Origin of the sequence: Nostoc piscinale CENA21, assembly GCF_001298445.1 — a bacterium.
Classification (GTDB): domain Bacteria; phylum Cyanobacteriota; class Cyanobacteriia; order Cyanobacteriales; family Nostocaceae; genus Nostoc_B; species Nostoc_B piscinale_A.
The window spans coordinates 5,852,415-5,878,399 of the sequence record NZ_CP012036.1 but is presented as its reverse complement, the minus strand read 5'-3'; the positions used below and the strand labels follow the sequence as shown (position 1 = coordinate 5,878,399).

25 protein-coding genes and 1 pseudogene are annotated in these 25,985 nt (G+C 40.9%); 15 read left to right on the top strand and 11 right to left on the bottom strand.

All coding sequences use genetic code 11. The annotated features are described in order from the left end of the window. Positions 1 to 67 precede the first annotated feature (67 nt). Positions 68 to 560, top strand: a pseudogene (locus tag ACX27_RS25175) (hypothetical protein). A 182-nt stretch (positions 561 to 742) separates the two neighbouring features. Here ACX27_RS25175 and ACX27_RS25170 read toward each other — a convergent pair. The 3 genes from ACX27_RS25170 to ACX27_RS25160 all read right to left on the bottom strand — a co-directional run bounded on the left by ACX27_RS25170 (position 743) and on the right by ACX27_RS25160 (position 2,887). After that, positions 743 to 1,036 carry a TMEM165/GDT1 family protein gene (locus tag ACX27_RS25170; RefSeq protein WP_062296441.1) on the bottom strand — a complete coding sequence of 98 codons (294 nt, stop codon included), beginning with the start codon at positions 1,034 to 1,036 and terminating at the stop codon, positions 743 to 745. Between the two features lie 47 nt (positions 1,037 to 1,083). After that, a complete protein-coding gene (locus ACX27_RS25165) occupies positions 1,084 to 1,500 on the bottom strand; it encodes a TMEM165/GDT1 family protein (RefSeq protein ID WP_062296439.1) in 417 nt (138 codons plus the stop codon). A gap of 115 nt (positions 1,501 to 1,615) precedes the next feature. Continuing rightward, positions 1,616 to 2,887 carry a glycosyltransferase gene (locus ACX27_RS25160; protein ID WP_062296437.1) on the bottom strand — a complete coding sequence of 424 codons (1,272 nt, stop codon included), beginning with the start codon at positions 2,885 to 2,887 and terminating at the stop codon, positions 1,616 to 1,618. A gap of 142 nt (positions 2,888 to 3,029) precedes the next feature. Here ACX27_RS25160 and ACX27_RS25155 point away from each other — a divergent pair, with 142 nt between their 5' ends. After that, complete coding sequence (locus tag ACX27_RS25155; protein ID WP_062296435.1) at positions 3,030 to 3,662, top strand: TetR/AcrR family transcriptional regulator; 633 nt, start codon at positions 3,030 to 3,032, stop codon at positions 3,660 to 3,662. A gap of 41 nt (positions 3,663 to 3,703) precedes the next feature. Here ACX27_RS25155 and ACX27_RS25150 read toward each other — a convergent pair whose 3' ends face one another. Beyond that, on the bottom strand, positions 3,704 to 4,054 hold the full coding sequence (locus tag ACX27_RS25150; RefSeq protein WP_062296433.1) for a YkgJ family cysteine cluster protein: 351 nt from the start codon (positions 4,052 to 4,054) through the stop codon (positions 3,704 to 3,706). Between the two features lie 130 nt (positions 4,055 to 4,184). Here ACX27_RS25150 and psb30 point away from each other — a divergent pair, with 130 nt between their 5' ends. Beyond that, positions 4,185 to 4,319: a photosystem II reaction center protein Ycf12/Psb30 gene (psb30, locus tag ACX27_RS25145; protein ID WP_062296431.1), complete on the top strand. Its 135-nt coding sequence runs from the start codon at positions 4,185 to 4,187 to the stop codon at positions 4,317 to 4,319. A gap of 45 nt (positions 4,320 to 4,364) precedes the next feature. Here the strand turns inward: psb30 and ACX27_RS25140 are convergent, their stop codons facing one another. The 3 genes from ACX27_RS25140 to ACX27_RS25130 all read right to left on the bottom strand — a co-directional run bounded on the left by ACX27_RS25140 (position 4,365) and on the right by ACX27_RS25130 (position 8,974). Further along, the gene (locus tag ACX27_RS25140; protein WP_062298559.1) at positions 4,365 to 6,500 is read right to left on the bottom strand and encodes a single-stranded-DNA-specific exonuclease RecJ; all 2,136 of its coding nucleotides are present in this window, start codon (positions 6,498 to 6,500) and stop codon (positions 4,365 to 4,367) included. Positions 6,501 to 6,754: 254 nt separating this feature from the next. Next, positions 6,755 to 7,324, bottom strand: a complete 570-nt coding sequence (locus ACX27_RS25135) for a class I SAM-dependent methyltransferase (protein ID WP_235526376.1) — start codon at positions 7,322 to 7,324, stop codon at positions 6,755 to 6,757. A gap of 336 nt (positions 7,325 to 7,660) precedes the next feature. Further along, entirely contained in the window at positions 7,661 to 8,974 is a 1,314-nt protein-coding gene (locus tag ACX27_RS25130) for a TldD/PmbA family protein (RefSeq protein ID WP_062296429.1), read from the bottom strand. Here ACX27_RS25130 and ACX27_RS35010 point away from each other — a divergent pair. Beyond that, positions 8,973 to 9,101 (top strand): hypothetical protein, encoded by a 129-nt coding sequence (locus ACX27_RS35010; RefSeq protein ID WP_256364362.1) that lies wholly within the window; start codon positions 8,973 to 8,975, stop codon positions 9,099 to 9,101. The genes ACX27_RS25130 and ACX27_RS35010 overlap by 2 nt on opposite strands. Before the next feature lie 158 nt (positions 9,102 to 9,259). On the opposite strand, the gene ACX27_RS25125 is transcribed toward ACX27_RS35010, so the two are convergent. After that, positions 9,260 to 10,123 carry a Tab2/Atab2 family RNA-binding protein gene (locus ACX27_RS25125; protein WP_062296427.1) on the bottom strand — a complete coding sequence of 288 codons (864 nt, stop codon included), beginning with the start codon at positions 10,121 to 10,123 and terminating at the stop codon, positions 9,260 to 9,262. Positions 10,124 to 10,297: 174 nt separating this feature from the next. Between ACX27_RS25125 and ACX27_RS25120 the strand changes: the two genes are divergently transcribed. Continuing rightward, complete coding sequence (locus ACX27_RS25120; protein ID WP_062296425.1) at positions 10,298 to 10,684, top strand: hypothetical protein; 387 nt, start codon at positions 10,298 to 10,300, stop codon at positions 10,682 to 10,684. 230 nt (positions 10,685 to 10,914) lie between these two features. Beyond that, a complete protein-coding gene (locus tag ACX27_RS25115) occupies positions 10,915 to 11,958 on the top strand; it encodes a ferritin-like domain-containing protein (protein ID WP_144427526.1) in 1,044 nt (347 codons plus the stop codon). An 85-nt stretch (positions 11,959 to 12,043) separates the two neighbouring features. On the opposite strand, the gene ACX27_RS25110 is transcribed toward ACX27_RS25115, so the two are convergent. Further along, complete coding sequence (locus ACX27_RS25110) at positions 12,044 to 13,621, bottom strand: hypothetical protein (RefSeq protein WP_062296421.1); 1,578 nt, start codon at positions 13,619 to 13,621, stop codon at positions 12,044 to 12,046. A gap of 250 nt (positions 13,622 to 13,871) precedes the next feature. Here ACX27_RS25110 and ACX27_RS25105 point away from each other — a divergent pair, with 250 nt between their 5' ends. After that, positions 13,872 to 15,491, top strand: coding sequence for an ArnT family glycosyltransferase (locus tag ACX27_RS25105; protein WP_062296420.1), 1,620 nt, complete (start codon positions 13,872 to 13,874; stop codon positions 15,489 to 15,491). Between the two features lie 105 nt (positions 15,492 to 15,596). Here ACX27_RS25105 and ACX27_RS25100 read toward each other — a convergent pair whose 3' ends face one another. Continuing rightward, positions 15,597 to 15,965, bottom strand: coding sequence for a hypothetical protein (locus ACX27_RS25100; protein ID WP_062296418.1), 369 nt, complete (start codon positions 15,963 to 15,965; stop codon positions 15,597 to 15,599). A 625-nt stretch (positions 15,966 to 16,590) separates the two neighbouring features. Between ACX27_RS25100 and ACX27_RS25095 the strand changes: the two genes are divergently transcribed. Next, complete coding sequence (locus ACX27_RS25095) at positions 16,591 to 18,489, top strand: chloride channel protein (protein ID WP_062296416.1); 1,899 nt, start codon at positions 16,591 to 16,593, stop codon at positions 18,487 to 18,489. Between the two features lie 58 nt (positions 18,490 to 18,547). Here the strand turns inward: ACX27_RS25095 and ACX27_RS25090 are convergent, their stop codons facing one another. Then, positions 18,548 to 18,943, bottom strand: coding sequence for an AbrB family transcriptional regulator (locus tag ACX27_RS25090; RefSeq protein ID WP_062296414.1), 396 nt, complete (start codon positions 18,941 to 18,943; stop codon positions 18,548 to 18,550). A gap of 457 nt (positions 18,944 to 19,400) precedes the next feature. Here ACX27_RS25090 and ACX27_RS25085 point away from each other — a divergent pair, with 457 nt between their 5' ends. The 7 genes from ACX27_RS25085 (at position 19,401) to ACX27_RS25060 (ending at position 25,947) form a co-directional block, all read left to right on the top strand. Further along, complete coding sequence (locus ACX27_RS25085) at positions 19,401 to 19,844, top strand: Rrf2 family transcriptional regulator (RefSeq protein ID WP_062296412.1); 444 nt, start codon at positions 19,401 to 19,403, stop codon at positions 19,842 to 19,844. A 64-nt stretch (positions 19,845 to 19,908) separates the two neighbouring features. Further along, positions 19,909 to 20,868 carry an adenosylcobinamide-phosphate synthase CbiB gene (gene cbiB / locus ACX27_RS25080; RefSeq protein WP_144427597.1) on the top strand — a complete coding sequence of 320 codons (960 nt, stop codon included), beginning with the start codon at positions 19,909 to 19,911 and terminating at the stop codon, positions 20,866 to 20,868. A 46-nt stretch (positions 20,869 to 20,914) separates the two neighbouring features. After that, complete coding sequence (gene pyrR, locus ACX27_RS25075) at positions 20,915 to 21,451, top strand: bifunctional pyr operon transcriptional regulator/uracil phosphoribosyltransferase PyrR (protein WP_062296408.1); 537 nt, start codon at positions 20,915 to 20,917, stop codon at positions 21,449 to 21,451. A 52-nt stretch (positions 21,452 to 21,503) separates the two neighbouring features. After that, positions 21,504 to 22,163, top strand: coding sequence for a PAP/fibrillin family protein (locus tag ACX27_RS25070; protein WP_062296406.1), 660 nt, complete (start codon positions 21,504 to 21,506; stop codon positions 22,161 to 22,163). 64 nt (positions 22,164 to 22,227) lie between these two features. After that, positions 22,228 to 22,419, top strand: a complete 192-nt coding sequence (locus ACX27_RS25065; RefSeq protein ID WP_062296404.1) for a hypothetical protein — start codon at positions 22,228 to 22,230, stop codon at positions 22,417 to 22,419. Positions 22,420 to 22,826: 407 nt separating this feature from the next. Then, on the top strand, positions 22,827 to 23,021 hold the full coding sequence (locus tag ACX27_RS35870; protein ID WP_083468836.1) for a response regulator: 195 nt from the start codon (positions 22,827 to 22,829) through the stop codon (positions 23,019 to 23,021). 37 nt (positions 23,022 to 23,058) lie between these two features. After that, positions 23,059 to 25,947: an AMP-binding protein gene (locus ACX27_RS25060; protein ID WP_083468835.1), complete on the top strand. Its 2,889-nt coding sequence runs from the start codon at positions 23,059 to 23,061 to the stop codon at positions 25,945 to 25,947. The last annotated feature ends 38 nt before the right edge of the window (positions 25,948 to 25,985 follow it).

Sequence of the window (25,985 nt, the reverse complement as noted above, 5' to 3'; positions counted from 1 at the left end):
TATTTGTTGTCAAAGTTACTCTTAAAGTTAGAAACTAAGAGTAAAGGCACAGCAATTATTTCGTATTATGAATACACTTGCTACAGTTGCATTCAAGCGGTCAATTTGGCAACCCGCCATTATGTTGACCTTGGGTTTTTGGTTAAGTGCTAGTCTGATTTTAGATTGGGTAATAATGCCTACTCTTTATTTTTCTGGCATGATGAATGAAGCTAGTTTTACTACAGCAGGCTACGCAATTTTTTTGGAATTTTAATCGCATAGAATTGTTATCTGCGGCGATCGTTTTAACTGGTGTATTGGCTTTGAGTAAAACCAAACACGACTGGCATCCTAACACTATTGTGTTTGCGGTTATGTTGCTCACAGTATCTCTGCTAGAAACTTATTTTTTAACTCCCAATATGTGCGCGGCTGGAGTTCATCTCAATTTGTTTGAAACATCCACAATTCCCGCAGCAATGGATTTATTACATGGTGGTTACTGGATATTGGATGCAGTCAAGCTATTGACTGGCGGAATATTGTTCACTCAATGCTGGCGGATGCAGGCTGAATGATAGGGAATTCGGAGTCGGGAATAGGAAACTCACCTAAATATTGTCTTTGAATTAAAAAACTAATCCCTCGGTGAAAATTGAAGGTGAAAAAACCCCAGCTTTTTAGAAAAACTGGGGTTCTCATTTTTTAGTCAAAATTTACAGCAGGTTGCAACTAAATGAGGTAAATAACCGGAGAATGTTTATTCCGATTCGGCTGATTCTTCATTGTTAAAAAATAATAACCTTGCAGCCAGAATCGCAAAACCTACAGCCGCGATCGCTTTTAATATCCGAGTAGGTAATAACTCGGCAACTGCACCTCCAGCCAATGCACCTAAAAGGCTGGTTAACAATAGTGCGCCTGCTGTACCAAAAAATATCGCCTTTTGAGATTGACCACGGCTAGAAAGTGCGATCGCCGCCAATTGGCTTTTGTCGCCTAATTCTGATAAAAAAACTGTAATAAAACTTAGTCCTAAAAGATGCCAATCCATAATTATTTGGGGAGTAGGGAATAGAGAGTAGGGAGTAGGGATATAAATTAACCTTGAAATACATCCCAAAACAGCATGACGGAAATTAACAGCAACATAACTCCGGCGGATTTTTCTACAGTTTTGGGACTGAGGCGGCTAGATATCCAACTTCCCAACAGTACACCTAGTAAACTTGTGCTGATTAATGCAGCCCCCGATCCTAGAAACACTACCCAAGGTGCTTGAGATTCTGCACTCATTAATAAGGTTGATAGCTGAGTTTTATCACCAATTTCTGCGAGAAATATGGTAATGAATGTTGTGCCGAAAACAACAAACGCTGATTCCCGCTTTTTGGGACTTTCAGTAATTACAGGTTGCAGAGGCTCAATTGTTGCCGTATTCAGATGAGATTTAGCATTTTCTTTTAATTCTGGCAGGTCTTTCGCAGAAATAACCACAGGTGCAGTGTCAAGTTTCACAGGCAGTATTTTTGTTACTAGGAGTTTTTCATATTCTTCTCATTTTCTCAGATTGTTGTCATAAATTGCAACTGTATTGTAAAAAACTATTCGATAAAGGCTGAGAGAGTAGTCATTAAGCCGCTCTAACATTGTTGATTTCCTCAATAACAGCAACTGCATTGGCAATTCCATCTTCGGCTCGGATTTTTTTTCCTAACTCAGATGCACGCTGACGCATGGTTTGATTAGTCACAACCTGTTGAGTAGCTTGTGCAAGTCGTTCAGCTGTGAGTTGTTTCCGAGGAATTGGTTCCGTCCCAACCCCTAATGTGGCTACACGTTTACCCCAAAAGCCCTGATCTCCAAAGAATGGAATAATAATCGTCGGCACACCTGCTCTTAAACCAGCTGCTGTAGTACCTGCACCACCATGATGCACAACAGCTGCAACACGAGAAAATATCCAGGAATGAGGTATGGAGTCAACCAGATAAACGCTGTCTGGCAAATTTTCTTTATACAGACCACCCCAACCAGAAAGCATCACTGCTCGCTGTTGAGTTTTTCTCAGTGCTTGCAAGATAATATCTGCGGTTTGTTCTGGATTTCGGTTGCCCATACTTCCAAACCCAACATATATGGGAGGTTCACCGCCTTCGAGAAATTCTGTTAAGCCTGGGGGTGGATTCCAATTGGGTTCTGTATCCAGAAACCAGTAACCTGTGATATGAGTATTCTGCCAATCTGATGGTTTGGGAATCACCGATGGGCTGAAACCATAGAGAGTTGGATAGCGATGGAGATGGGGAGCATTGTAGGGGCCGAAGAATGAAGCTGCGGGTAAGTTCAACACTTGTTTTCTAGCAGAAGTATCGGCTATACGAGATCCCTGCCACATTATTTGCCTAATCAGATGATGGGATAACCAATTGACTGCACCTCCAAATCTGGCTATGGATTGGGGAAAGAGAACACCAGGAAATGTTTTTGTAGCTGTAAAGGGAAAAACATAGGCAGGAACTAAGGGAATTCCAAATTTTTCAGCCAGTGAAAGACCAAGATACAATCCCCCAACACCTGCCAGCAATAAATCCATACCCTGACAAGCCACTAAACCTGTTTTTACCCAATTGATAGTTACGCTCTGGGTTAACTTTGCGGTGTGGGAGGTAATGGTCAGAAAATTCCCCTTCTCCAACAGCTCACGCATTTCCTGGGTTTCAATGATTTCCTGCACATTACCGGACATCGGATGAAACTCCAATCCATGTGAAGTAACTAGCACTTCAAAGTTTTCGTGGGTCAATAGACGCACAATGTGACCTGCTGCTTTTAAACCTTTTCCTAGAGCAATATAAGGTTGAACATCCCCTCTACTTCCCAAAGCAATGATAGCTATACGCATCAATGACACTCCTATTCTGTGTGACTAGTATTTATTGGGTGGTTAAATAAATGACATTTTTGTCATTTTGATGCTAACGTCATTTTGATGCTAGTGTCAATTTTAAGGTATGCTGAGTTCATAGGTATGTTTATGCTGCAATATGAAGTCATCTCGTCGAGCATCTATAGGTTTAGAAAAACGGGAACGAACACGATCTAATTTGATTGAGGCGGCCTATCGAGTATTTGCTCGCAAAGAAGCAGACGCAGTGACGATTGACGACATCATTGCAGAAGCTAAAGTTGCCAGGGGAACTTTCTATAACTATTTCCAAACCAGGGAGGATGTGTTAAAAGCAGTTGCGGCATCCTTAAGTGACGAGATGAATCAAAAGATTTGGGCGCAGTCTGTGGCGATTGATGACCCAGCTGAACGAATGGCGATCGCTATGCGGCAATTTCTACATCAAGCAAAACAAGATGCTACATGGGGTTGGGTGATTGTCAGGATTGGATTAGTGGCAGCCCCACTCAGTGAAACAATAGAAAGAGGCGTACTGACAGATTTACAGGCTGGTTTACGACTTGGCCGTTTTCGGGTGGATAGTTTGCAGGCTGCAACTGATCTGATTTTGGGAACAGGGTTAATGGCTATGCGTAGCATTTTGGAAGGACATACAGAGCCAGATTACCCTGAGCAGATTGCTAAAATTATTCTCAAAACACTAGGTGTTGCTGATGCTCATTCAATTGCTTTCAAACTTCTAGATCAGCTTCCAGATAACAGTCCGTAGCTACAAAAGATGCTGTAGATTAAAATTAGCTTTACATAAGTTTAAATCCCAATGGCTTTGTCGAAGCGCAGCATTTCTAAAGAGCGATCGCCATATACCCCCTCAATCTGCTGGCGACAGCAATCTATGGCAAAATCATTCAGTTCTTCTGGTTCAATACCATACATATCTTGAAATATCTCGGATTCTACGCGACAGAAGCGCGGACGGTTGGGGTAAATCCGGCATTCTCTTGTAGTATGGTCGAAATTAATACACCAACCATCTTCACCTACCATACTCAGGTACAGTTCCAACTCTTCTGGCGCGAGATATTCGTCTAAGTCGGGACGGTCGTTAGGGTCGAGATTACAGCAGGCTCCACATTGCTTGACACATTGCCAGTTTGCCATTTTGTGTTTTTTCCTATAATTTTGTTAAGTAAATTAAAAATCACACACCGTTCCCGGATATGATCAATTGCGGGTTTTGCAACTGATTGATTATCGAACTTTTTAAGACAATTGGGAGGAAAGAGAAAAAATGTTAGACGGTATTATTAGCACTTTCACCAGCATCAACTGGGAAGTTATTTTCCAACTGCTTTCTGTTGCATTAATTGTCATTGCTGGCCCAGCTGTAATTTTTGTCTTGGCTTTTCGCAACGGCAACCTGTAAGAGTGTAAAGTGCTGAGTTCTGAGTGCTGAGTGAAACATCAGTATTCATGACTCAGCATTTATGTATGATAATGCTTGCAACGCTGCTTGGATAATGGAATCATACTGTGGTTGAGAGACATCAACCTCTATTGCCGCTTCACGACTGGTTCCCAACAAGCCGATTGTGCGTTCTGGCTGCATAACTAGAATTTTACCTTCAGGATTTTTGATTCTGAGTTCTGGGAAAGAATTGTTTTGATAGATGCCACAAGTATACTGCCGTTGATTGTGTTGAAATGTGGCTCGGAGTGGGTTTGGTGACGAGGTGTAGAAGATTTGAGATGAGGCTTTTTTTAATCTCACGCCGACTAATTCTAACTCGATGGTAGTGTTGCCGTTAAAAGTGTTTTCGCGCAACTTGTAAGCAATATCAACTCGCTGTGGTAAGGGATAATAATCACGCCAACGCCAAGCGATCGCCTTAACTATATACTGCTGATCATCAATAGTTTGGGCTAATGTCACTTTAATATGACCTTTACCGACAGTTTGCTGTTCAATAACTTGGACGTTTGGTGTCCAAAAAACTGGGTCGGGGTTATCGATACCGCAAGGATGCAGCGCATTTAATTGCTGGAACAGTTGGTGATTGATTTGGTTAAAGTTAGCTTGAGCATCAATTTTGAGCAGTGGCTTGAGGTGTTGCGGTTCTAGACACTGGTTAGCAAAATCAATTAAACGCGATCGCACCAATTCTAAATTTTCTGCTGGTAAAGAAAATCCTCCCGCCGCTTTGTGTCCGCCGAATTTGCCTAACAAATCTCGACAATATTCCAACGCTTCAAACACATGAAACTCAGGAATTCCCCGCGCCGAACCACGGATATGTCCCGCATCTTCATACGTACCAATAAATACAGGCACACCGTAACGTTCCACCAAGCGAGAGGCGACAATTCCAATTACACCATGATGCCATTCAGGTTGGATAACTACTAATACTCGGTCTTGTGGTAACGATGCGATAAATTCTGATTCTACATAAGCGATCGCTTCTTGTTCAATTTCCTCGCACATTTGCTGACGGCTAGTGTTCGTTTGTTCACACTGCATTGCTCTTGTCAGTGCAACTCCCATATCATCCGTAGTCAGCAAATCAATCACCGTCTGAGGATCACCAATACGTCCAACTGCATTAATTCGGGGGCCAAGACGAAAGCCGATATCCTCTGGTTTGAGTGACTTAGGAGTAGGGAGTGGGGAGTGGGGAGTAAGAACAGAAGACTCGCAGAAATTTTTCTCCCCTGCACCCCTGCACCCCTGCACCCCTGCTTCCCTGGCTTGCACGCCGGCGATTTGAATTAACGCTTGCACACCGGGTAACTTAGATTTTGGTAAATGCTTCAAACCGCGTTTTACCCAACGGCGATTTACACCAGTTAAAGGAGCTAAATCTGCAATGGTTCCCAGGGTGAATAATTCTAGCATTGGCTGAATTAAACCTCTCGTTTCGCCTAGCTGTTGTGCAAGACATACAGCCAAAATATAAGCTACACCGACACCAGCCACACCGCGATAAGGTGAAGATTCAGCGATAAGTTTGGGGTTGAGGATAGCATCGGCTGGGGGTAATTGTTGCGGGATGTCGTGGTGGTCGGTGACAATGACTTTTACGCCGAGTTCTCTGGCTCTAGCGATGGGTTCATAAGCAGAGATACCATTATCAACAGTGAGAATTAGCTTGACACCTTCGCTGTGAAATTCTTCGACAATGCGTTTGTTGATACCGTAACCTTCGTGCATCCGACTAGGGATAGCATAATCTACCTGTGCGCCTAAAGCTCGGAGACTCCGCAATAATAATGCAGTGCTAGTCATACCGTCTGCATCATAGTCGCCACAGATAGCGATTTTACTTTGAGATGCGATCGCCTCTTGCAACAACTCCACACTCATCGCCAAATCAGGAAATTCTTCTAAAGGCGGAGGTAAAACAATTGATTCTGGTTCTAAAAATGCTTGTGCTTGCGCTGGTGTTTCAATACCACGATTAATTAATAACTGGCTGATGATGGGAGAAAGATTGATAGAAACTGCCAGTTTTCCAGCTAAATCTGTTTTTTGTGGGTAAATTTGCCAACGCTGATTCGGTAAGCGCCTGCGAATTTGTGAACGTTCAGGTAAAGGTCGGTTCAGCACAATCAAAGCAAATATAATCGCAAAATCTATATTAGCGACTATTGACATATTAATTGCATCTGCAAAATCTTTCTTTTACGTCAGTCCACTAGTACAACAAGGTAAAAGTAAAAAGTCAAAAATAAAAAATAGTAATACCACAAGCCTTTTAGCAATTCTAGATGGTCTGTTTATTTCCGCCGACCTGTACTAGTGGACTGTTTCAGCTAAAATAGTCCAGTAGCTTATGACAAAGCTTTTTGACTTTTGACTTTTTACTTTTGACTTCCGCACCGCCACAAACGCAACATTTGATTGCTACCTTTGAGAAATTCCCAAGGTACATTGACAACTTCTGCGGAAATTCCCGCATGATTTAAATCATTAAGTAAATTATCTAACAAAGGATATTTTTGAGCATCTTTACCCTGTAATGGATAAATTCTGACTTCTTGAGAGCAAACTCGATAAAGTTCTAAAATTGTTTGCCAATGAAAAGCATAATCCAAGCAGTCACTATAGAGAAACAACAAATTAGCACTTAATACTAAATCAAAGCTGCGATCGCCAAAGGGCAATTTTGGTAATACAGTGTGAATATAGCGTCCTGCTTGGCGACCATTGGGATAATCTGCCAAAAATTTGTCTAATGCACTTTGGCGATATTCAGTTAACTTGGCAATATTTTGATAAAAGTCCCAATTATAGTTATGGGTGACATCAGCCAATCTTTCCATAACATGAGCTAAATCGGCTTGTCCTTTAGCTTGCAAAGTTGTTGCATCGAAATTGAACACAATGTCACAAGCAACAGCATCAATACCCATTTGATGCAGTTCCGCCACAAAGGAAGCTGCACCAGCCGGACAATCTAAAATTTTCGCTGTTTGCCACTGCGATAAATCTAGATCAAAAAAATTTCACATACTCAGATAAAGTACGACCTAGAAATACAATTCTATCCAGTTGGAGAGCATCATTTATGCTAGTGGCAAAGTTCATAATTTTGGTTGTGTATCGCAAAGTGCTAAATGCTGAGTGCTGAGTATAAATTCAGTTACCTCAAAGCTTTGAGTAATGCGGTAGTCAGTTATGTTAGGACAATTTGAAAGCTTGAATGCTACGAACAGTAGGACTTTTCTTTCTGCCTTCTGCCTCCTGCCTCCTGCCTTCTGCTACGCTTAATAATTTCTGCTAGTAGTAGATAGTCCTTCGACTATTAAAGATGGGGTATAACAAGAACCATTCCAATCCGCATCATTACCTAATTCTAAAACTTGTTTGAGGGCAGTGTAAACATTACCTGCAACCATCGTGTCTTTTACACGGCCAGTAACTTGACCGTTCTGTACACGGTAGCCCAAATCAATATTGATCGAAAAGTCTCCCGAAATCCCCCCACTACCGCCTAACATTTGATCAACAATTAGACCATTATCTAATTTACGAATTAAATCTCGTAGTGGAGTTGTACCAGGCTGAATCAAGAAATTAAACAACCCAGGGGAAGGATAGCTACCCAAACCGGGACGAAAACCATTACCAGTGGAACCGCTACCGAGTTGACGGCCTGTGGTGCGATCGCCATAAAAATGCTGTAATATACCATCTTTGACAAACACTAAAGCCTTTGTCGGTGTGCCTTCATCATCAAACGGGCAACTGTAAGGGCCTGCTTCTGGGTCTTGATAAAGTGTCAAACTAGGTGCAACAACTTGTTTACCCATTCGTTCCGCCCAAGGGGAAGCCGCTTCTAAGACACGTTTACCGTTTAAAGCAGCTTGGGCAGTTCCCCACAGCATATCAGCCGCTTTAGAAGTAAACAAAACTGGCACACGACCGCTAGGCGGTGCAACATTTTCTTTTGCCCAGACTAGCCTTTGTAAAATTTGATAAGCTAACTTTTCTGGATCTAAGGTATTGCGTTGGGTTTGACCATCAGAAACGCTCAAAAAATCATCACCCCGCACCCATTCGGCTGACATATAACAGCTGAGGGTAGTATCTGTGTAGTGACAATCTAGACCTTGACTATTCACAAGTCTAGTAGTTTCCACATCACATTCCCAATCACTATTGCATAGCACATCTGGGTAAGTATTGCGGATAATAGCGATCGCTTCTTTGCCCCAATTGACTAAAACTTCTATTGGTACACTTGTCCCTAAATCTGGGTAAGCAGGCTTCGAGTTAGTGACCAACTCGATTGGTTCTGGTTGATTTAGTTCACTCAAAGCCAAAGCCCGTTCCACCATAGCCTGTGGCGACACATCACCATAAGCTACCGTCAGTCCGGGGCGACCATTACGCCATAACCGCAGCGTTGTACCTTCAGATTGACTGGTTTCTAGCTGTTTGAGTCGGTTAGCCTCAAAAAACACTGGACGAGAAAGCGAATGCGACTGATACACCTCAGCGGCTTCGGCTCCCGATTTGATGGCTAGTTCCAGCAGCTGTTCTGCTAGTGTATCGTGTGAGAAATTTTCAGAACCCATGACCCTTGGTGAATTGTGGATTTCGGATTTTGAACTGCAAGCAAACGCAGATAATTATCCCAAATCATTGGTGCATATCCGCGCAAATCAGCAATTTGCTTTTGACAACGGAGATGGACGCAGATAATTATCCCAAATCATGGGCATCTATCAGCGTGTCATCAATGCAGAGAATTCCCCAAAAATCATCGGTATGTATTAGTTTTTACTGAGAGGTTGGAGGCTTGGGAGGGAGACAAGGGAGAATAACTTGCTGACAATTCCAGCACCCAGCACTCAGCACTCTCAAGGCAAATTCATCTCTTGCAACAGCCAAAACCCAGCAAAAGATTCTGCTTGAGGACTTGACTGTATACCAATAAAATGCACTCCATTGGCTGTTTGTTTCGCTTCAGCAAAACCTTGGGTTTCTGCTAAGATTTTGGGATTTTTGATATTTGCCAAAATCCAACTTTCCGTAGCGCCAGTTTCTAAAATCAACCTTGTACCAGCACTATCATCAACTCTTAAAAACGCCAACTCTAAACCAGACATCCAGCCAGCTAAAGGTAAAGCCCTGGGTGAGAAAATTAAAACTCCCGGAATACGCGTTTCTGGGGATAATTGCGCCATTTCTAGGGGGAAAGCTTCACCAAAACCAATATCCCATTCTGGCATTTCTGCTAATTCCGCCGCCGATAAGCTGACAAACCCCCACTGCTGTCCTTCTAAAGCATCAGGTAAACGCTGCGGTAAAGGACTGTCTAAACGCACAGAAGGGTTAGTTCCGCCTTGATAACCCGGTTCTTGAGGATAAACTTCTTCCATTCGCTGTTGTAGCCATTGGTTCAGCAACAAAGTACGCCGACTGGGTTGGGCTGGAATCCCCAAATCTTGGCAAGCTTTCGTAATCATATTGTTCATTTGGCGGCGGAAAAAGCGGACTTTTATAGGTGCTTCTCCGGCTTTGTCAATGGCTTCCTGCAACGCTGTCCGCAACCAGCCCGAATTGACTTGGGTGCTAGGACAATATTGAGCGTAGCGAAATAACGAATCTGTTTGCGTCCGAATATCCAAGGGACTTTCACAGATGACAACTTCCCAAACTTTTTTTTGATTTTCATCCAAAATTGGACGAGAGTAAAAATCGAGTTCCCAAATACTGCCCATGTTATGCCGTCAAAATCTGGCGAGTTTATATTTTGCTTATATCTTGATCATACGAGGCTTAGGGCAGTAGGGAAACTACAAACTCTTATGTACAATAGCTCAAAACTGTGGCGCTTCAATTATGTCAGGTAGATAATTGAGAACAAATCATGACTAACGACCAGTGTGAATTTTATGAGCAAAATGGGTTGCACTTGTGGTCACAGCATTATTGATCGGACGGATAACGTACCATACAAAGGTCATCTGATTAAGGATCAAGATAAAGATGTTATCTTTGAAGGGATTGCGTCTGATGTCAGTTTATACATTGAATCACTGCTTACGGAAAATCAACAAGAGTGGCTTAACCGCTTTCCCTGGTTGCAAGGTAAAGACCATCGTGCCGTAGTTTGGGGAATCATTACTCAGTATTATTTGAAGTATATTCCTCATATCTATGAGTGTGAAAACTGTGGACGCTTATGGATTCAAGAGAACAGGAAGTCTCAAAAATTTCGCAGTTATCTACCTAGCAATCCAGAAATTAAAGGAATATTGCGGTCTGATCAGTTGAGCTAAGTAATTGGACAAAAATATTTACAGTCATTGTGTAATTAATTATGTCTGACTACTTAATGAAGATGAGGTGAAAGCGATCGCTCGGAAAAATTGTCATAACTTAACATTTCAAAAAATTATCCGTAAATAAATCTTGACTATAAATTGCTTTTTTATCAGTAATATCACGGAAGTCTGAATTTTCAAGCTAAAGCTATCTTGTATCGGAAATATACGGTAATTTCCGTGTATTGACTGATTCCTACCAAAATAGTCAAGGCACATCTATGAGTTTCACCACAACTAAGAACACTTCCATTAGTGAATTATTAAGAACTGAAAGTGCAAATAGAGATATTGACTGGCTGAAAGATAGTTTAAATGCAGCAATAGAACTAGAGTTAGCAACTTTACCGCCATATCTTTGCGCGTGGTGGTCGATTAAAGATAACAATGAAACTGCTGCTAAGTTAATTCGTACTGTGCTGATGGAAGAAATGCTGCACATGGGATTAGTTGCTAATATGCTGACAACTATCGGTGGTACACCAAAAATCAACAGTGTGTTACCAAGCTATCCTGGTCATTTACCAGGAGGTGTCAGACCTCAATTAACGGTATATTTAGCAGGTTTAAGTAAAACTTATTTAGACGAAGTTTGTAAACAAATCGAATATCCTGAAAGTGGGCCAATAGCTTTTTTTGCTGGCGAAACTTACCCTACTATTGGCGCTTTTTATGATGCTATTCTGGTGGCATTTCAAGAACTCAAACCAGCAATGTCTGGTGCTAATCAGCTAACTGATAATTCCATCGGCGGACATGAATTATATGCCATCAATACACTAGCTGATGTCGAAAAAGCCATCACAGAAATTAAAGTGCAAGGAGAAGGAACTGCCCTATCACCAGATGCAGAAGGATTTGGTGGTGAACTTGCCCACTACTACAAATTCGATGAAATTTCTCATGGTCGAAAATTAATTCAAGTCGATGGTGTTTGGCGATATGCAGGTGATGTTGTAACCTTTCCTGATACATATCCAATGGCACAAGTTCCTGAAGGTGGTTGGCAAAATCCATCACCAGAAGTCAGCGCATTGTTAAATCAATTTAATAGTGCTTTTAAAGCAGTTTTAGATGAACTCGAACTAGCTTGGACTACTGGCAATCAAGATAAGCTGGGTAGTGCAATTGGATTGATGTTTAGTTTGAAAACACCTGCTATTCAACTTATGCAAATTTCTTTACCTGATGGTAGTGGTAATTATGGCCCAGATTTTCTAATTTATTAACATTTAGATATCAAAATCTGGTAACACACAGTTAAGGCATGATTTTCGTTGGATGGGTGATGAAACCCATCCTTATTTTTTCGGACTATTCACGATGAGAAACTGCGGGTTTTTTCCCGGAATTACGGACATTGACAACCTTACTCAGTAAATCAAACCAAAAAGGCGCACCCATTGAAATGGCAATTCCACTGACAAACCAGCCGGCAACCATTGTGAAATAGTGTTGGATGAGGGGGGTTGTAAATTGATTATTTCCCGTGGCTTTTGGTAGTTGTTGGTTGAGGTTGACTTGGTTCCAGCCAATTGGGAGAGAAATATCTGTCAAAACTTGGTCGGTTGCTTCTTTGAGTTGTTTTAAATTTTGAGATGTATTAGTTTCGACTATTTGACCAGCACTATTGACAATTGCTGTGCGAATAGCTGTATCTTTCGATAATCTGCTGACAATATGAAATGTATCTGCATTGGCAATAATAGCGATCGCAAAACCAATTAGCAACGCTACACCTTTGGCATTGCGCTTGTAAACACCAGAGGCGCGTTCCATTGAGTTATTAAAGGTTTGCTCAATTTCGCGGCGTAATATATTAACGCCGTCCTCTGTTGATTTAGCTTTCAGTTGAGCGCGTTTGGCTAATGTTGCCATGTTACCCACCACAGATGGCGGTAGTTTTTGACTGAACTGTTCTAATCTTTGGCTGAGATATTGAAATGTTTGATATGCTTCACTATCTTTATCTTGAAACTCCTTGATAAACTCTTGTTGAACGTCACTACCAACACTAATTAACTGTACAACTTCGTTAATCCCAGGGCGTAATCCTTTTAAACAAATTGTCTGTTCTATATCATCAAAAGTATCTGCTCTTAAAACTTTTAAACGCTGAAGAGCATTATTTAATAATTCATGCTCTGGCATATCAGCAGCAAAACAGCCGATATATCTATCGACACTTTTAGCCATACGATTGAGGCTAGTCGATAAATCTATTTTATCTTTTTGAAAATCAGTAATAATTAGTTTAAAGCTTTCGGACACAGTTTGATTAAACTCATCACGAGTATTTGCTAAAAACTGCTGAATATGAGCATCAGTATTATCTATCCTGGCTTCTATCCTAGATAAGATAATTTCAAATTCTGCTAATTGCTGATGTGTAAAATTTATCAGTCTTGATTCTGTTAACTTTTGGACTAGTTTGGGTAAGCCTAATGTATCCATCAAGGTTGTCGCAAAGGTTTCTGCGGGGATGTAAGAAGGCGCACTATGTTTCTGCTTTCTCGCCTCATCTTTACCATTTCTCACATATCCAAAAATACTTTTTGTTCTCTTTTCCCCTGGTAGAGAAAATTTATTCAGAATAGAAGATAATAACCAAATAAACTTCCGTGGTAAGGTTGTTAAAAACCCTTTAGCTTCTTGGTTAACACTTTGCAGCAAGGGATGATTATATATATCGTTTACTAGTTGAATGACATTATCATCATCTGATTTACTAACATCACCTGCAATCAGAATTTCAATGGATTTTTTTAAGTGAACAGCTCGCCATTGCAAGATTGTAGTAATTAGTTCCTGGATTTCTGAAGCCAATAAGCTTAATATTAAGTAAATAAATACTAATCCAATTGTTATATCTAGTATGAAAGGTAGATTCATCGACTGTTTCCCAACGAATAATACACACCTGGTTGGTAACAGTTGTATCATTTTTATCAATTAATGAGTGTTAAATAAAATGAAAAATAATAGTAGGGTTGCTCAAAAAATTTATCGCTAATCAGAGAAAATTGAGTTAACCTGGGAATCTAGTAATTGTAAAGACAAATGTTGTAACAGGGTGCAACATTAGAGATGCGCTTTGGTCTCTATGCAGTCAAACTAGCAAGTAAAATGATGATCGTAGAATATGCAACAAGGAAGCTTTATTTGGGGTCATCGAGAAAAGCAGCATCGGGCGCTGGAAAAATGGATTGATCGCGTTTGGATATTAGTATTGCTGTTGGCGGCGGTGCTACTATTTAGTATCAATCTGGGAAGCTTACCGCTGCGAGATTGGGATGAAGGAACTATAGCTCAAATTTCTCGTGAAATTTGGAATGCACCCGCTGGTTCTCTACGTTGGCTTTATCTCACTTTAGGCGGCGAACCCTACTATAACAAGCCACCTCTAGCTCATTGGTTAATTGCGGGAACTTACGCTGTTGTCGGTGTGAATGAGTGGACAACTCGTTTACCAGGAGCAATTTTAACAGCTTTGTCTGTGCCGTTGCTTTACTGTGTTGGGCGAGAAATCTTTCGTCAACGTTGGGCGGCGGTTTACAGTGCTTTAATTTATCTGACAATGCTACCGGTGGTACGTTATGGCAGATTAGCCATGAGTGATGGCGTAGTAGTCTGCTTTTTGCTAGTGATGATGCTGTGTGTATTGCGATCGCGCCGTGATTTACGCTATTGCTTGGGAGTGGGGATTAGTTTTGGTTTGATTTGCCTCACACAAGGGTTTTTCGGCGTTTTCCTGGGTGCGATCGCCATGATATTTTTATTTTGGGATACCCCCAGGTTGCTAACAAGTTACTATTTCTGGACAGGTATCTTGATCGGTATTTTTCCTGCGGTGGGTTGGTATGTTGCCCAAATCCGGCACTATGGTTATGCTGTTGTGGAAGCAGGCTTACAAAATCAATCTCGTAGCCAAGTTGATACATTTCTCATCAACAGTTATCAAGTACCTTGGTATTACATGATTGAGCTTTTGAAGTGGACATGGCCTTGGTTACTATTTTTACCACAAACTGGGCGTTACGTTTGGGAAAATCGCAATCTTAGTTGGGCGAAATTAATTCAGGTGTGGTGTGGCTTTTACTTGCTAAGTATTTCTTTGTTAGATACCAAATTACCTTGGTATATTTTGCCAATTTACCCAGCTTTAGCTTTAGCCTTTGGGGCGCTATTAGCTGAGACAGAAAACTTACCTTTACTGTCATCTTACCCCCGGAGTTGGGTAGTGGGATTGTCTGTACTGGCGGTTCTGGCTTCTGCTAGTAGTATGTATTTTAGTTGGGGTATACCACCCAAAACTGATTTACAACTGATTTTTGCCGCAATTGCTATCACCATGATTTTGGCAGCAATTTTAGCAGAACGTGGTGATGGACAATTTTTAAGGATTTTATTTTGGGGAAGTTATATTGCGTTATTTTTATTAGTGAAATCTAACTATTGGGCTTGGGAATTATCCGAAGCTTATCCAGTTAAACCAGTGGCAACGATGATATCCCGTGTGAATCCTGCTGTCAAAAAGATTTATACATCGTTTCCTTACCATCGTTCGTCTTTAGATTTTTATAGTGATCGCACTATTATTCCAGCTAAGGCGGACGAACTACAATATTATTGGCAATACAGCAGCAAACCCTACTTTTTACTCAATGGTACAGCACTAAAGAACCTCCAGTTAAAATCAATGAAAATCATCGATCAAGCTGAAGGTTGGAAATTAGTGACAAAAGAAACACCAAGGTTATGAAGTGTGAAATTGTCGGAATTCATACTTCATAACAATTAAATATGAAGCTGCATCTATAAATTCTGTAGAGACGTTGTATACAACGTCTCTACAACAACTAGTTGCTTAGTCTTGAATTCTTTCGTTTTTCGGCAATGCCAACTCATCGTGGTTGGTATTTTGCTGCATAATGGCGATCGCACTAAATAAAACCGCGCCGCCAAGTGCTAGAGTAAGCAAAGGTCGTCTTAGTGGTAGAAAATCCCGGACAATTCTGGCCAAGGGGCTACTTTGGCGACGCAATGCCGAAGCTAAAAGTATATGCTTAAAAGTAAAAGGATCGCGGACATAATGACCGCTTCGACAGACGACTAATCTTTCCTGGCAATAGGGACAGGTAAATAAACCTATGTAAGCCTTGATTGGTTTGGGTCTAGCATTTCTTTGGCAAATTGGGCAAGTAACATAATGATTATCAAATATGGGTGTGTTCATTTACCTTGTCCGCCTAGTCCATCTACTTGCTCGATAAAGATAGGTATATTGAATTTCTGCGTTACGCAATAGTAGTTTTGCTAGTTGAAGATGACGACCTGAAGCCAGTGATTTGGGATTAACTCTGAACACGGGGGTACAGAAGTTGAGGATTTTAAATGGAGGATTTTGGATACTTTCTGCCCAGCAGCGACGACAGATGAACCAAAAAAATCTAAAATCGGCAATCTCAAATCGAAAATCGGCACAGTCAATCATCCTTTAAGTGTTCTACTAGGGATAACTCAATGGTCGCAACACGAGTATAGCTAGATTTGAGAGAGGATGGCTGCTATTTGCTGCTCACTTATGGTACATCTAGTCAATATATTAATAATGTATTTTATCTAAAAAAAATAGCGAAACCTCTAATTTGTACCATACCAGCGATCGCTGACCATTGAATATTAATTTTCTCTCATCTGGCTGTTCTCCTGCAAAACTTTCACCCAATACATTTTTTAATCAAAGCTTGATAAATTCAGCTAATCTCACTTACTTGTCTGGTTGATAAATAATGGCTCACAATGAGAAATAACAGATAATAATTTAAATTTTTTCTTACATTTACCCCAACAACCGTTCAATGACTCTCTTGCCTCCCACCAACGTCAGGAAGGTAACGGAACAACCTGCACTTCCTTCACCTTCTCACCGCTTAACACATCTCATTAACCGTTTTCAACCCACACCGGAAACAGTTGTGCTGTTTTTAGCCATATTAATTGGTGGTGGTACTGGCATGGGTGTAGTGACATTCCACTATTTAATTGAGCTAATTCACCATCTGATGTTAGAAGACTTGATGAGTGTAATTGGTGCTTGGGGCGGCTGGACTTTAGCCTGTGTCCCCATTTTGGGTGGATTAGTTGTCGGATTAATGCGCTGGCGCACCCAAGATTTTGGCCCTGGTTTATCAACTTTAATCGCCGCCTCCCAAGGAACAGCAATTAAGCGCCCCTTAAGGCCAGTCACTAAAATGATTGCCGCATCTGTTTCTTTGGGAAGTGGGGCTTCTTTGGGGCCAGAAGGGCCGAGTGTGGAAATTGGCGCTAACTTTGGGATGTTGTTGTCTCTCATTCTCCAAGTCTCCCAAGAACGTCAGCGTTTGCTGTTAAGTGCTGGTGCAGCCGCCGGTTTAGCCGCCGGATTTAATGCACCGATCGCCGGGGTATTTTTTGCATTAGAAGTAGTTATGGGGGCCACATCTTTTGCCACTTCGGCGGTGAGTGTGGTGTTACTCGCTGCGGTTGTGGCGGCCTTAATTGCCCAAATTGGCTTAGGGGCGCAACCTGCCTTTAATTTACCTGCATACCAAGTCCGTAGCCCTTTTGAATTGCCTTTGTATCTCGGCTTGGGTTTGGGCGCTAGTTTAATTTCTTTGTTTTACACCGAATTAATTCGGTTAGCCAAAGCTGGCTTTGCTGGCACAATTCCTGGCTTGGAATTTTTTCAAAGTATCCCCAAATCAATTCACCCAATTATTGGGGGAGTAATTTTAGGCCTAGTGGCTTTGCAATTTCCCCAAATTTTAGGCATTGGTTATGGCACTGTCCAAGCCATGTTGCAAGATGTGGAATTTTCCTTAAATCTCTTGCTGGCTTTGCTGGTAGTGAAATTATTAATGACAGCCATTAGTGCCGGGAGTGGTTTTGTGGGTGGTTTATTTGCCCCAGCCATGTTTTTAGGCGCTTCTTTCGGCTCGGCTTATGCCAAAATTTTATGTCTCATTGTCCCAGGAATTGACGCATATATGGCCGCACCCCCAGCTTATGCAATGGTAGGGATGGCTGCTGTCTTGGCTGCTAGTGTGAGAGCGCCATTAACTGCGATTATTATGCTGTTTGAATTAACTCGTGATTACCGCATTGTTTTACCTTTAATGGCTGCGGTGGGTTTAAGTGTGTGGTTGATAGATCAAATTAAACCAAATGTTAACTCTAACTCGAAACTGCAACAATTTGGTTTAGCCGATTTAAAAGATGAGCAAGCAGAAATTGTGCAGGAAATTTTAGTGGAAGATGCTGTACTTTCCTGCCCAAAAAAATTACCTGCAACTTTAGGATTGTTAGAAGCCGCGATGGAAATGACCCGCGATCGCACACGCAGTGCTTTAGTAATTAATGAAGCCGAGCAATTAGTCGGGATTATTTCTTTAGAAGATATTAATCGCGCTCTGATTCGCTGGCAAAATTACCAAAATTCTGCCACAGAAAATACTGGTGAATTATCCAATCAAACTCTCATGGATATTTGCACCACGGAAATTCTCTATGCTTGGCGGGATGAACCTTTATCTGAAGCTTTAGATCGGATGGCTTTGCGTGGTTTGCATCAGTTACCAGTGGTAGCTAGAGACAACCAAGAGCGGATTTTGGGTTTATTAGAAAAAGAGCAAATTGCCTTAACCTGCAATTTAGCCGCCACCCGCAAAACACTCCACAAATATATTTTTAGTCAAAAGTCAATGGTCAATGATCAATAGTTAATCGTCATGATTTATATTGACTTTTGACTCTTGACTTTGCACTCTTGACTATTTATTATGCTGAGGCTTCGATTTCCTCAATACCTTCTCTATCTTCTGGATCTACTTGACGTAGGCGAATGTGCTTCTTCCCTAAAGTGATCAGAAACTCGTCACCTGGCTTGAGATTCATCTGTTTTGTGTAAGCAGAACCAATCAGTAAGTTACCGTTGGATTGCACACTAATCCGATAGCTGGCACTGCGTCCGCCACGTCCATTTGCATTTGGCGCACTATCTAATTGAATGCCTTCAGCATCAATGAGAGCATTCAAAAATTTCATCATATTGACACGCTCTATACCATTTTTGGTCACGGTATAGTAGCCGCACTCCTTAGCTTTTTCTTCTTTGCTAAGGTTCTCTAGCTCTTTAACTTTTCTGAGCAGATCCTCCCCAACTAGGGGTTCAATTTTTTTTCTGTTTAGGCATCAACTTAGGTTGAAAATGAATGGTTGAAGTAGTTGAATCGATTTTATTTTAGCTGAGGTTGAGTTGATAGGAACAAAATTCATTCGTTTTTATATCAACCTAGCCAAGTATATTACAATCCTAGCCAGAATTGTTGCACAATTATCAATAATGTCAAGACAATCTATTGTTTAGATATCGACTAATGCTGATGGCTATATATAGTTTGGAAAAAACTGCTAAACTATAATTGTTTAAGTTTTTTAAACTAAGACAAAAAAAGTTTATCTACTCAGTCAGCTTGCTTCTGGGAACATAAGATGATAAGCAACCCTGATTTTTAGTCAATAATCCATAGTCCACAGTCAAAGGCAAAATTTATTTATTAGTAATTTTCTAACTTGTGACTATTGACCATTGAGCATTCACTATTGACTTTTGACTCTTGACTAAAAAATAATGAAACTAACTACCAAAGGACATTACAGTGTCAAAGCATTGCTAGATTTAAGCTTACAACCAGATTATGGGCCAGTATCTGTCAGAGCGATCGCTCAACGCCAAGATATTCCTGCACCATACCTGGAAAAATTACTAATAGAAATGCGCCGTTCGGGGTTAGTTAAATCAATTCGGGGCAGCATTGGTGGTTACCAACTAGCAAGAGAACCCAAAGAAATCTCTATTGGACAAATATTAGAAGCCGTCGGCGAAACCATTACCCATATTCCCGACCGTCACCCAACACCAATACAAGCAGAAGATTGGGTAACGTACACTCTCTGGCAAAGACTCAACCAAAAACTGAAAGAAGCTTTATACAGCATTACCTTGGCTGATCTTTATTACGATGCCCGCAGTTGGCAAGCATCTTTAGGGGAAGAAGCAAATTTTGTGGTTTAGTCAATGGTCATTTGTTATTAGCAACACTCCAGACAAATGACTAATGACAAAGGACAAAGGACAAATGACATTAATCATCGCCGCAATTTTAGATTTCTTAATAGGTGATCCTTGGGGTTGGCCGCATCCAGTCCAAGTCATGGGATGGATAATTTCTCGCTTCACAAAATTTGCATTATCGATATGTCAAAATTCCATAACACAAAGAATCGCGGGAATTGTCCTGGCGATAATTTTAATTATTGGTAGTGGCGGCATCAGCTGGTTAATTATTCGAGTTGCCCAATGGTTACATCCAATATTGGCAATAGTGATAGAAAGTATTATCCTGGCTAGTTGTTTTGCCTTGAGAAGTTTACGAACCGCCGCCACCGATGTTTTACAGCCTTTAATTGCGGGTAATTTATCCCAGGCGCGTCAAGCTTTAAGTAATTATGTTGGTCGAGATACCCAAAACTTATCAGAAGCAGAAATTTTGCGTGCTGTGTTAGAAACAGTCACCGAAAATGCCACCGATGGAGTCATGGCTCCACTGTTTTATGCTGTTGTTGGTGCTTGCGTGCCAAATGTAGGTGCAGTTCCTTTGGCTTTAGCATATAAAGCCAGCAGTACCTTAGATTCAATGGTGGGTTATAAAGAAGCGCCTTACACTTATATCGGTTGGTTTAGCGCCCGGTTAGAAGATTATTTAACTTGGCTACCTTGTCGCTTAACTGTAATTACCTTGGCACTGTTATCGGGTAAGTTATTGCATGTTTGGCGGATATGTCGCAGAGATGCCGTTTTAGATCCCAGTCCTAATTCTGGCTGGAGTGAATGTGCTTATGCGGCAATTTTGGGCGTGCAGATGGGTGGGATAAATTGGTATCGGGGTGTGGCGAAAGCAAAACCCTTGTTAGGCGATGCCATTTACCCAATTACGCCGACTAGCATTGATCAAGCTTTGCAACTAACGCGCTACAGCTTTTTATTGTGGTTAGGAATAGCGATCGCTATACTATTCTTGCTGCCAAACAGGTCATGATAGAAGTAATCAGTCAATTGACTATTGACTATTAACCAAACTTTTTATGTGTGCAAAAGTAGTTGAAATTCTCTCATCAGAAGATTTACGGCGTACCTTAACCCGCTTGGCTTCCCAAATTGTCGAGCGATCGCGCGATTTATCGCAATTGGTACTTATGGGTATTTACACTAGAGGCGTACCCTTGGCAGAATTACTAGCACGGCAAATTGAAACCCTAGAAGGTGTAAGCGTACCAGTAGGAGCCTTAGATATTACTTTTTATCGAGATGACCTGGACAAAATTGGCTTGCGGACTCCTGCTAAAACCAACATTCCTTTTGATTTGACTGGAAAAACCGTCGTCTTGGTAGATGATGTCATTTTCAAAGGTAGAACCATTCGCGCTGCTTTAAACGCTGTGACTGAGTATGGTAGACCGGAAATTATTCGTTTGGCAGTGTTAGTAGACCGGGGTCATCGAGAACTACCAATTCACGCAGATTTTGTTGGCAAGCAATTACCCACCGCTAAAGAAGAAGTCGTCAAAGTGTATTTACAAGATTTAGATGGACGAGATGCAGTGGAGTTAATTGGAGATTAACTCCGTTCTGTACTGTGGAGTCGAAGTATCAAGTAAAGGAAGGTTTTAACCCTTGACTAATCAACTCTTACCAAAAGAAAAATTGCAAGCATCACTCCATAACATCCAAACCAACAGTGATGGCTCTCCCATAACCAATTTGCAGCTAGACAAAACTACAGCCGCAGAAATTGAACAATTAACCACAGAACTAGAAAGTGTTAATCCTTCCCCTCATCCGCTTGTATCTGCTATTTCTTTACTAGATGGCACTTGGCAATTGCAATACTCCACCGCCAGAGAAATTCGTTCTTTGGCTTCCTTACCACTAGGCTTAAAGGTAGGTAGAGTTTATCAAGTGATTGATGTTGCTAATCAAAGATTTTTCAATTTAGCTCAAGTTAAACATTCTCTGGGGCTAGTATCTGGATATGTAAGAGTCACAGCTAATTTCGAGCCTGTAATCGAAGATTCATCACCTGTAGCCAACAAACGCATCAACGTCTACTTTGATAAACGCTACCTATCAGTTGAGAAGATTATTGGTATTGACACTCCGCAACTCAATCCATTTAAGGTGATTCCGGCTAACAATCCTGCTGGTAGAGTTGCCACCCTTGATATTACTTACTTAGATGAAACCTTAAGAATTGGACGTGGTGGTGATGGTAGTTTGTTTATTCTGACTAAATCTGAGCATTTACCAGAAGACTCAGGTGAGGGAATTTTGTAGAAGCGATCGCATTTTTGCCTGTAAATAGTTTGATAAAACAAAGGTAGAGTTTGAGCTACTACTAATGACTACTACCAAAATTCATTTAGTTGTTGGCATTCATCAGATGATTCTGTTGGTGTTTTACACAGAGATTGATTGCTGGCAGTTTCGGTTGATTAGTCCTGGTGGTGCAGTTTTTGGTGAGCGCAAACTTTACTTTACACCCGAAGCGGCGGAGAAAGCAGGGCGGGAGTGGATTCAACAAGGTTATTAATCCAGAAACCCAACACTAAGCTGTTCCACATTTAATTTGCATGATTAGGGCTGGCAAGATGCCTACCCCACAAAAGTTTGATTTAATTTGGTTATGCAATTTAGATGTTTTTCAGCTTAATGGGATGTTGGCACTCCCCTGACTTGACTAAAGTCGCACGGGCCGCTTTGTTCGGTGTCATGTTAACTAAATGTTTATAACATAATATTACATATCTATTAATTAAAAATTAAGAAGACTGGGTATAAACACGGAGAATGGAACAATAATGTATTAAAAATAATTCTCTTATGAAAAATTTTTATATGACGAAAGATACATTAATTGAGCCAATTCGTGTCATAACTGTTGACGATCATGAAATCCTGCGATAAGGTAGCAAATTTCTCTTACTCGCCTTTGATGACATTGAATTAGTAGGAGAAGCGCGTAATGGAGATGAAGCTGTACATATGTGCGAACAATTGCATCCACATGGGGTGCTGATGGATTTGATGATGGTAGGGATGAATGGAGCAGAAACCACAAGAGCTATCCGCAAAAAATACTCAACAATTCAGGTGTTAATTTTGACCAGTTTTTTTCATATATGCCCACAATAACGAAAATATACTTGAAATTTATAATTGCTAAAAATTTATGTCTAACTTTTCGACTTGGATAGAGCTGCTGAATTACAGAGCAATACATCAGCCTGACAAAATAGCTTATATATTTGTTCAAGAAGGAGAACAAGAAACACTCAGTTTATCCTATCAGCAGTTAGATACAATATCACGGGCGATCGCCTCTAAGTTACAATCTTTGGGATTAACGGGTGAACGAGCTTTACTGCTTTATCCACCAGGACTAGAATTTATTGCTGCCTTCTTTGGATGTTTATACGCTGGTGTGATAGCTGTACCAGCTTATCCGCCTCGACCAAATCAGAAAATGACAAGGTTATCAGCGATCGTATCCGATGCCTCGGCAAAGGTAGCACTGACAACTGACTCTCTCTTAAAAGATATCAACAAGAGCTTTGTCCAAGACTCAAAACTAAACACACTGCACATTCTACATACAGATAATATAGATAACCGTCAAGCCTATCACTGGCAGAAACCAGAAATTAATAGCGATACTTTAGCTTTTCTACAATACACTTCTGGTTCTACAGGCACACCAAAAGGAGTAATGGTCAGCCACCAAAACTTGCTCCACAATTGTGAGTACATGAAGCAAGCGTTTGCCTTCACGCCAGAGAGTGTAGCTGCTTCGTGGCTACCTAGCTTTCATGATATGGGGCTAATCTTGGGGATTCTTGAACCCCTGTATGTGGGTGTGCCAGTAATCTTGATGTCACCGTCAGCATTTGTTCAGCAACCAATTCGATGGCTAGAGGTGATTTCACGTTACAAAGCCACTCATTCTGGTGGTCCTAACTTTGCCTATGAACTCTGCATCAACAAGATTACACAGGAACAATTAGAACCCCTCGATCTCAGCACTTGGCGTTTTGCTTACAATGGTGCAGAACCTGTCCGTCGTCATACTTTAGAACGATTTGCTGAAAAATTCCAACCATGTGGTTTCCGTTCTAAATTCTTATATCCCTGTTATGGAATGGCTGAAGCCACATTGATGATTTCCGGAGGATTAGGCGATGCAGAACCCATTTACTGTACTGTGAAAGCAGATAAATTAGCACAAAATCAAATTGTAGAAGCATTATCCAATACCCAAGATGTTAGGCATTTAGTAGGGTGTGGGCGTTCATGGCTCGATACTAAAATTGTCATTGTTGACCCAGAATCCCTAACGCCATGCCTTCCTCATCAAGTCGGGGAGATTTGGATATCGGGACGCAGCGTAACTCAAGGTTATTGGCAGCGGACAGAGCAAACTGAGCAAACTTTTAAAGCACAATTACGAGACACGAAAGAAGAAACGTTTCTGCGTACTGGAGATTTGGGATTTTTAAAGGATGGTGAATTATTTATTACTGGACGGCTCAAAGATGTAATTATTATTAGAGGCCGCAACCATTATCCACAAGATATTGAATTGACAGTGCAACAGAGCCATCCAGCTTTACGATCTGATTGTGGTGCTGCATTTACCGTAGAAGTAGATGGAGCAGACAAACTAGTTGTAGTTCAAGAAGTGCATCGCCATTATCTGCGGGAACTGAATCTCAATGAGATAGTTGGAGCCATCTATGAAGCAGTGTCAGAGCAGCATGAGTTACAAGTTTATACGGTGTTGCTGCTGAAGACAGCAAGCATTTTAAAGACATCTAGCGGTAAGATACAACGCCAAGCTTGCAAAAAAGGATTTTTAGAGAGAAATCTCAATGTCGTGGGAGAGTGGCGACAGAATAATCACGAAATTAGACCTCATCTTTTAGCTAATAAAAATCATATCCATGAGCAATTATTGTCCCCAAAAACAACTCAAACTAAAGAAGCTATACAAGCTTGGTTAATAAATAAATTATCAGATTTGCTCAAAGTTACTTCCCAAGAAATAGATGTTCAAAGATCCTTGACACGTTATGGTCTAGATTCTCTAGCAATAGTGAACCTAGCGGGTGAACTAGAGCAATGGCTAGGACGCAGAATTTCTAGCACTGTAGCATATGAGCATCCCACCATCGTAGCTCTAGCTAACTATTTAGCTAACACAACAGTTGTTAATTCCGAGCTACCCAAGTGTTTAATTCCCCTTCAAACACATGGAACAAAACCACCTTTGTTTTGTATTCATCCACTTGCTGGAGTGGTCTTTCCCTATTATGAATTAGCGCGACTCATTAACGCAGAACAACCATTTTACGCGCTGCAATCAGTAGGAATTGATGGACAAGAGCAACCATTAAACAAGATTGAAGATATGGCATCTCGCTATATTCAGGCTTTGCGTGCGATTCAGCCGCATGGCCCATATTTTATAGGAGGTTGGTCTTTTGGAGCTTACGTTGCTTTGGAAATTGCCACTCAACTTCAAAAGCAAGGACAACAGGTAGCCAAAGTCATTTTGCTAGATACGCCACCGCTTTCTCCTGACAAAACTATTAACTTTTTCAATTTATTAAAATTTTTCCTGACCTCATCATTACAACATAGCTGGCCATACATCTATGATTACTTTTATCTCTGCTTTGCTAAAGATAAATCTCAGCACTCAATGGATTTTTGGCATCTGATGAGTCTGATTAATCCCCAATCAATCGCTAAGGTTGTAGAACATGAGTCAAAATTAATGAAGTTTCGCCAACCAGTATTACAGAGAATTTTGCAAATAATTCAGGCTAACAGTGAAGCTTTAATTAATTACAACCCAAAGTTATATCCAGGTAAAATGACATTATTTTATACCAAATCCCAATTTGGCAATCACGATCAAGACCCCACTAGAGGCTGGCTTGATTTAGCTGCACAAGGATTAGAGATATATCAGATTCCCGGTCATCACTTCAATTTATTAAGATTACCTCATGTAGAAGTATTAGCCCAAAAGCTCACAGCTTGTCTAGATGAAGTTTAAATATAAGTAGTAGCAATTTTGCTATTCTCATTCTCTAA

Bases quoted from the DNA above. Each gene is read 5' to 3' on its own strand.
- ACX27_RS25170 (WP_062296441.1), bottom strand. From the start codon at position 1,036: ATGGATTGGCATCTTTTAGGACTAAGTTTTATTACAGTTTTTTTATCA.
- ACX27_RS25160 (WP_062296437.1), bottom strand. From the start codon at position 2,887: ATGCGTATAGCTATCATTGCTTTGGGAAGTAGAGGGGATGTTCAACCT.
- ACX27_RS25155 (WP_062296435.1), top strand. From the start codon at position 3,030: ATGAAGTCATCTCGTCGAGCATCTATAGGTTTAGAAAAACGGGAACGA.
- ACX27_RS25150 (WP_062296433.1), bottom strand. From the start codon at position 4,054: ATGGCAAACTGGCAATGTGTCAAGCAATGTGGAGCCTGCTGTAATCTC.
- psb30 (WP_062296431.1), top strand. From the start codon at position 4,185: ATGTTAGACGGTATTATTAGCACTTTCACCAGCATCAACTGGGAAGTT.
- ACX27_RS35010 (WP_256364362.1), top strand. From the start codon at position 8,973: ATGACCCTTGGTGAATTGTGGATTTCGGATTTTGAACTGCAAGCAAAC.
- ACX27_RS25130 (WP_062296429.1), bottom strand. From the start codon at position 8,974: ATGGGTTCTGAAAATTTCTCACACGATACACTAGCAGAACAGCTGCTG.
- ACX27_RS25125 (WP_062296427.1), bottom strand. From the start codon at position 10,123: ATGGGCAGTATTTGGGAACTCGATTTTTACTCTCGTCCAATTTTGGAT.
- ACX27_RS25120 (WP_062296425.1), top strand. From the start codon at position 10,298: ATGAGCAAAATGGGTTGCACTTGTGGTCACAGCATTATTGATCGGACG.
- ACX27_RS25110 (WP_062296421.1), bottom strand. From the start codon at position 13,621: ATGAATCTACCTTTCATACTAGATATAACAATTGGATTAGTATTTATT.
- ACX27_RS25105 (WP_062296420.1), top strand. From the start codon at position 13,872: ATGCAACAAGGAAGCTTTATTTGGGGTCATCGAGAAAAGCAGCATCGG.
- ACX27_RS25100 (WP_062296418.1), bottom strand. From the start codon at position 15,965: ATGAACACACCCATATTTGATAATCATTATGTTACTTGCCCAATTTGC.
- ACX27_RS25095 (WP_062296416.1), top strand. From the start codon at position 16,591: ATGACTCTCTTGCCTCCCACCAACGTCAGGAAGGTAACGGAACAACCT.
- ACX27_RS25085 (WP_062296412.1), top strand. From the start codon at position 19,401: ATGAAACTAACTACCAAAGGACATTACAGTGTCAAAGCATTGCTAGAT.
- cbiB (WP_144427597.1), top strand. From the start codon at position 19,909: ATGACATTAATCATCGCCGCAATTTTAGATTTCTTAATAGGTGATCCT.
- pyrR (WP_062296408.1), top strand. From the start codon at position 20,915: ATGTGTGCAAAAGTAGTTGAAATTCTCTCATCAGAAGATTTACGGCGT.
- ACX27_RS25065 (WP_062296404.1), top strand. From the start codon at position 22,228: ATGACTACTACCAAAATTCATTTAGTTGTTGGCATTCATCAGATGATT.
- ACX27_RS25060 (WP_083468835.1), top strand. From the start codon at position 23,059: ATGTCTAACTTTTCGACTTGGATAGAGCTGCTGAATTACAGAGCAATA.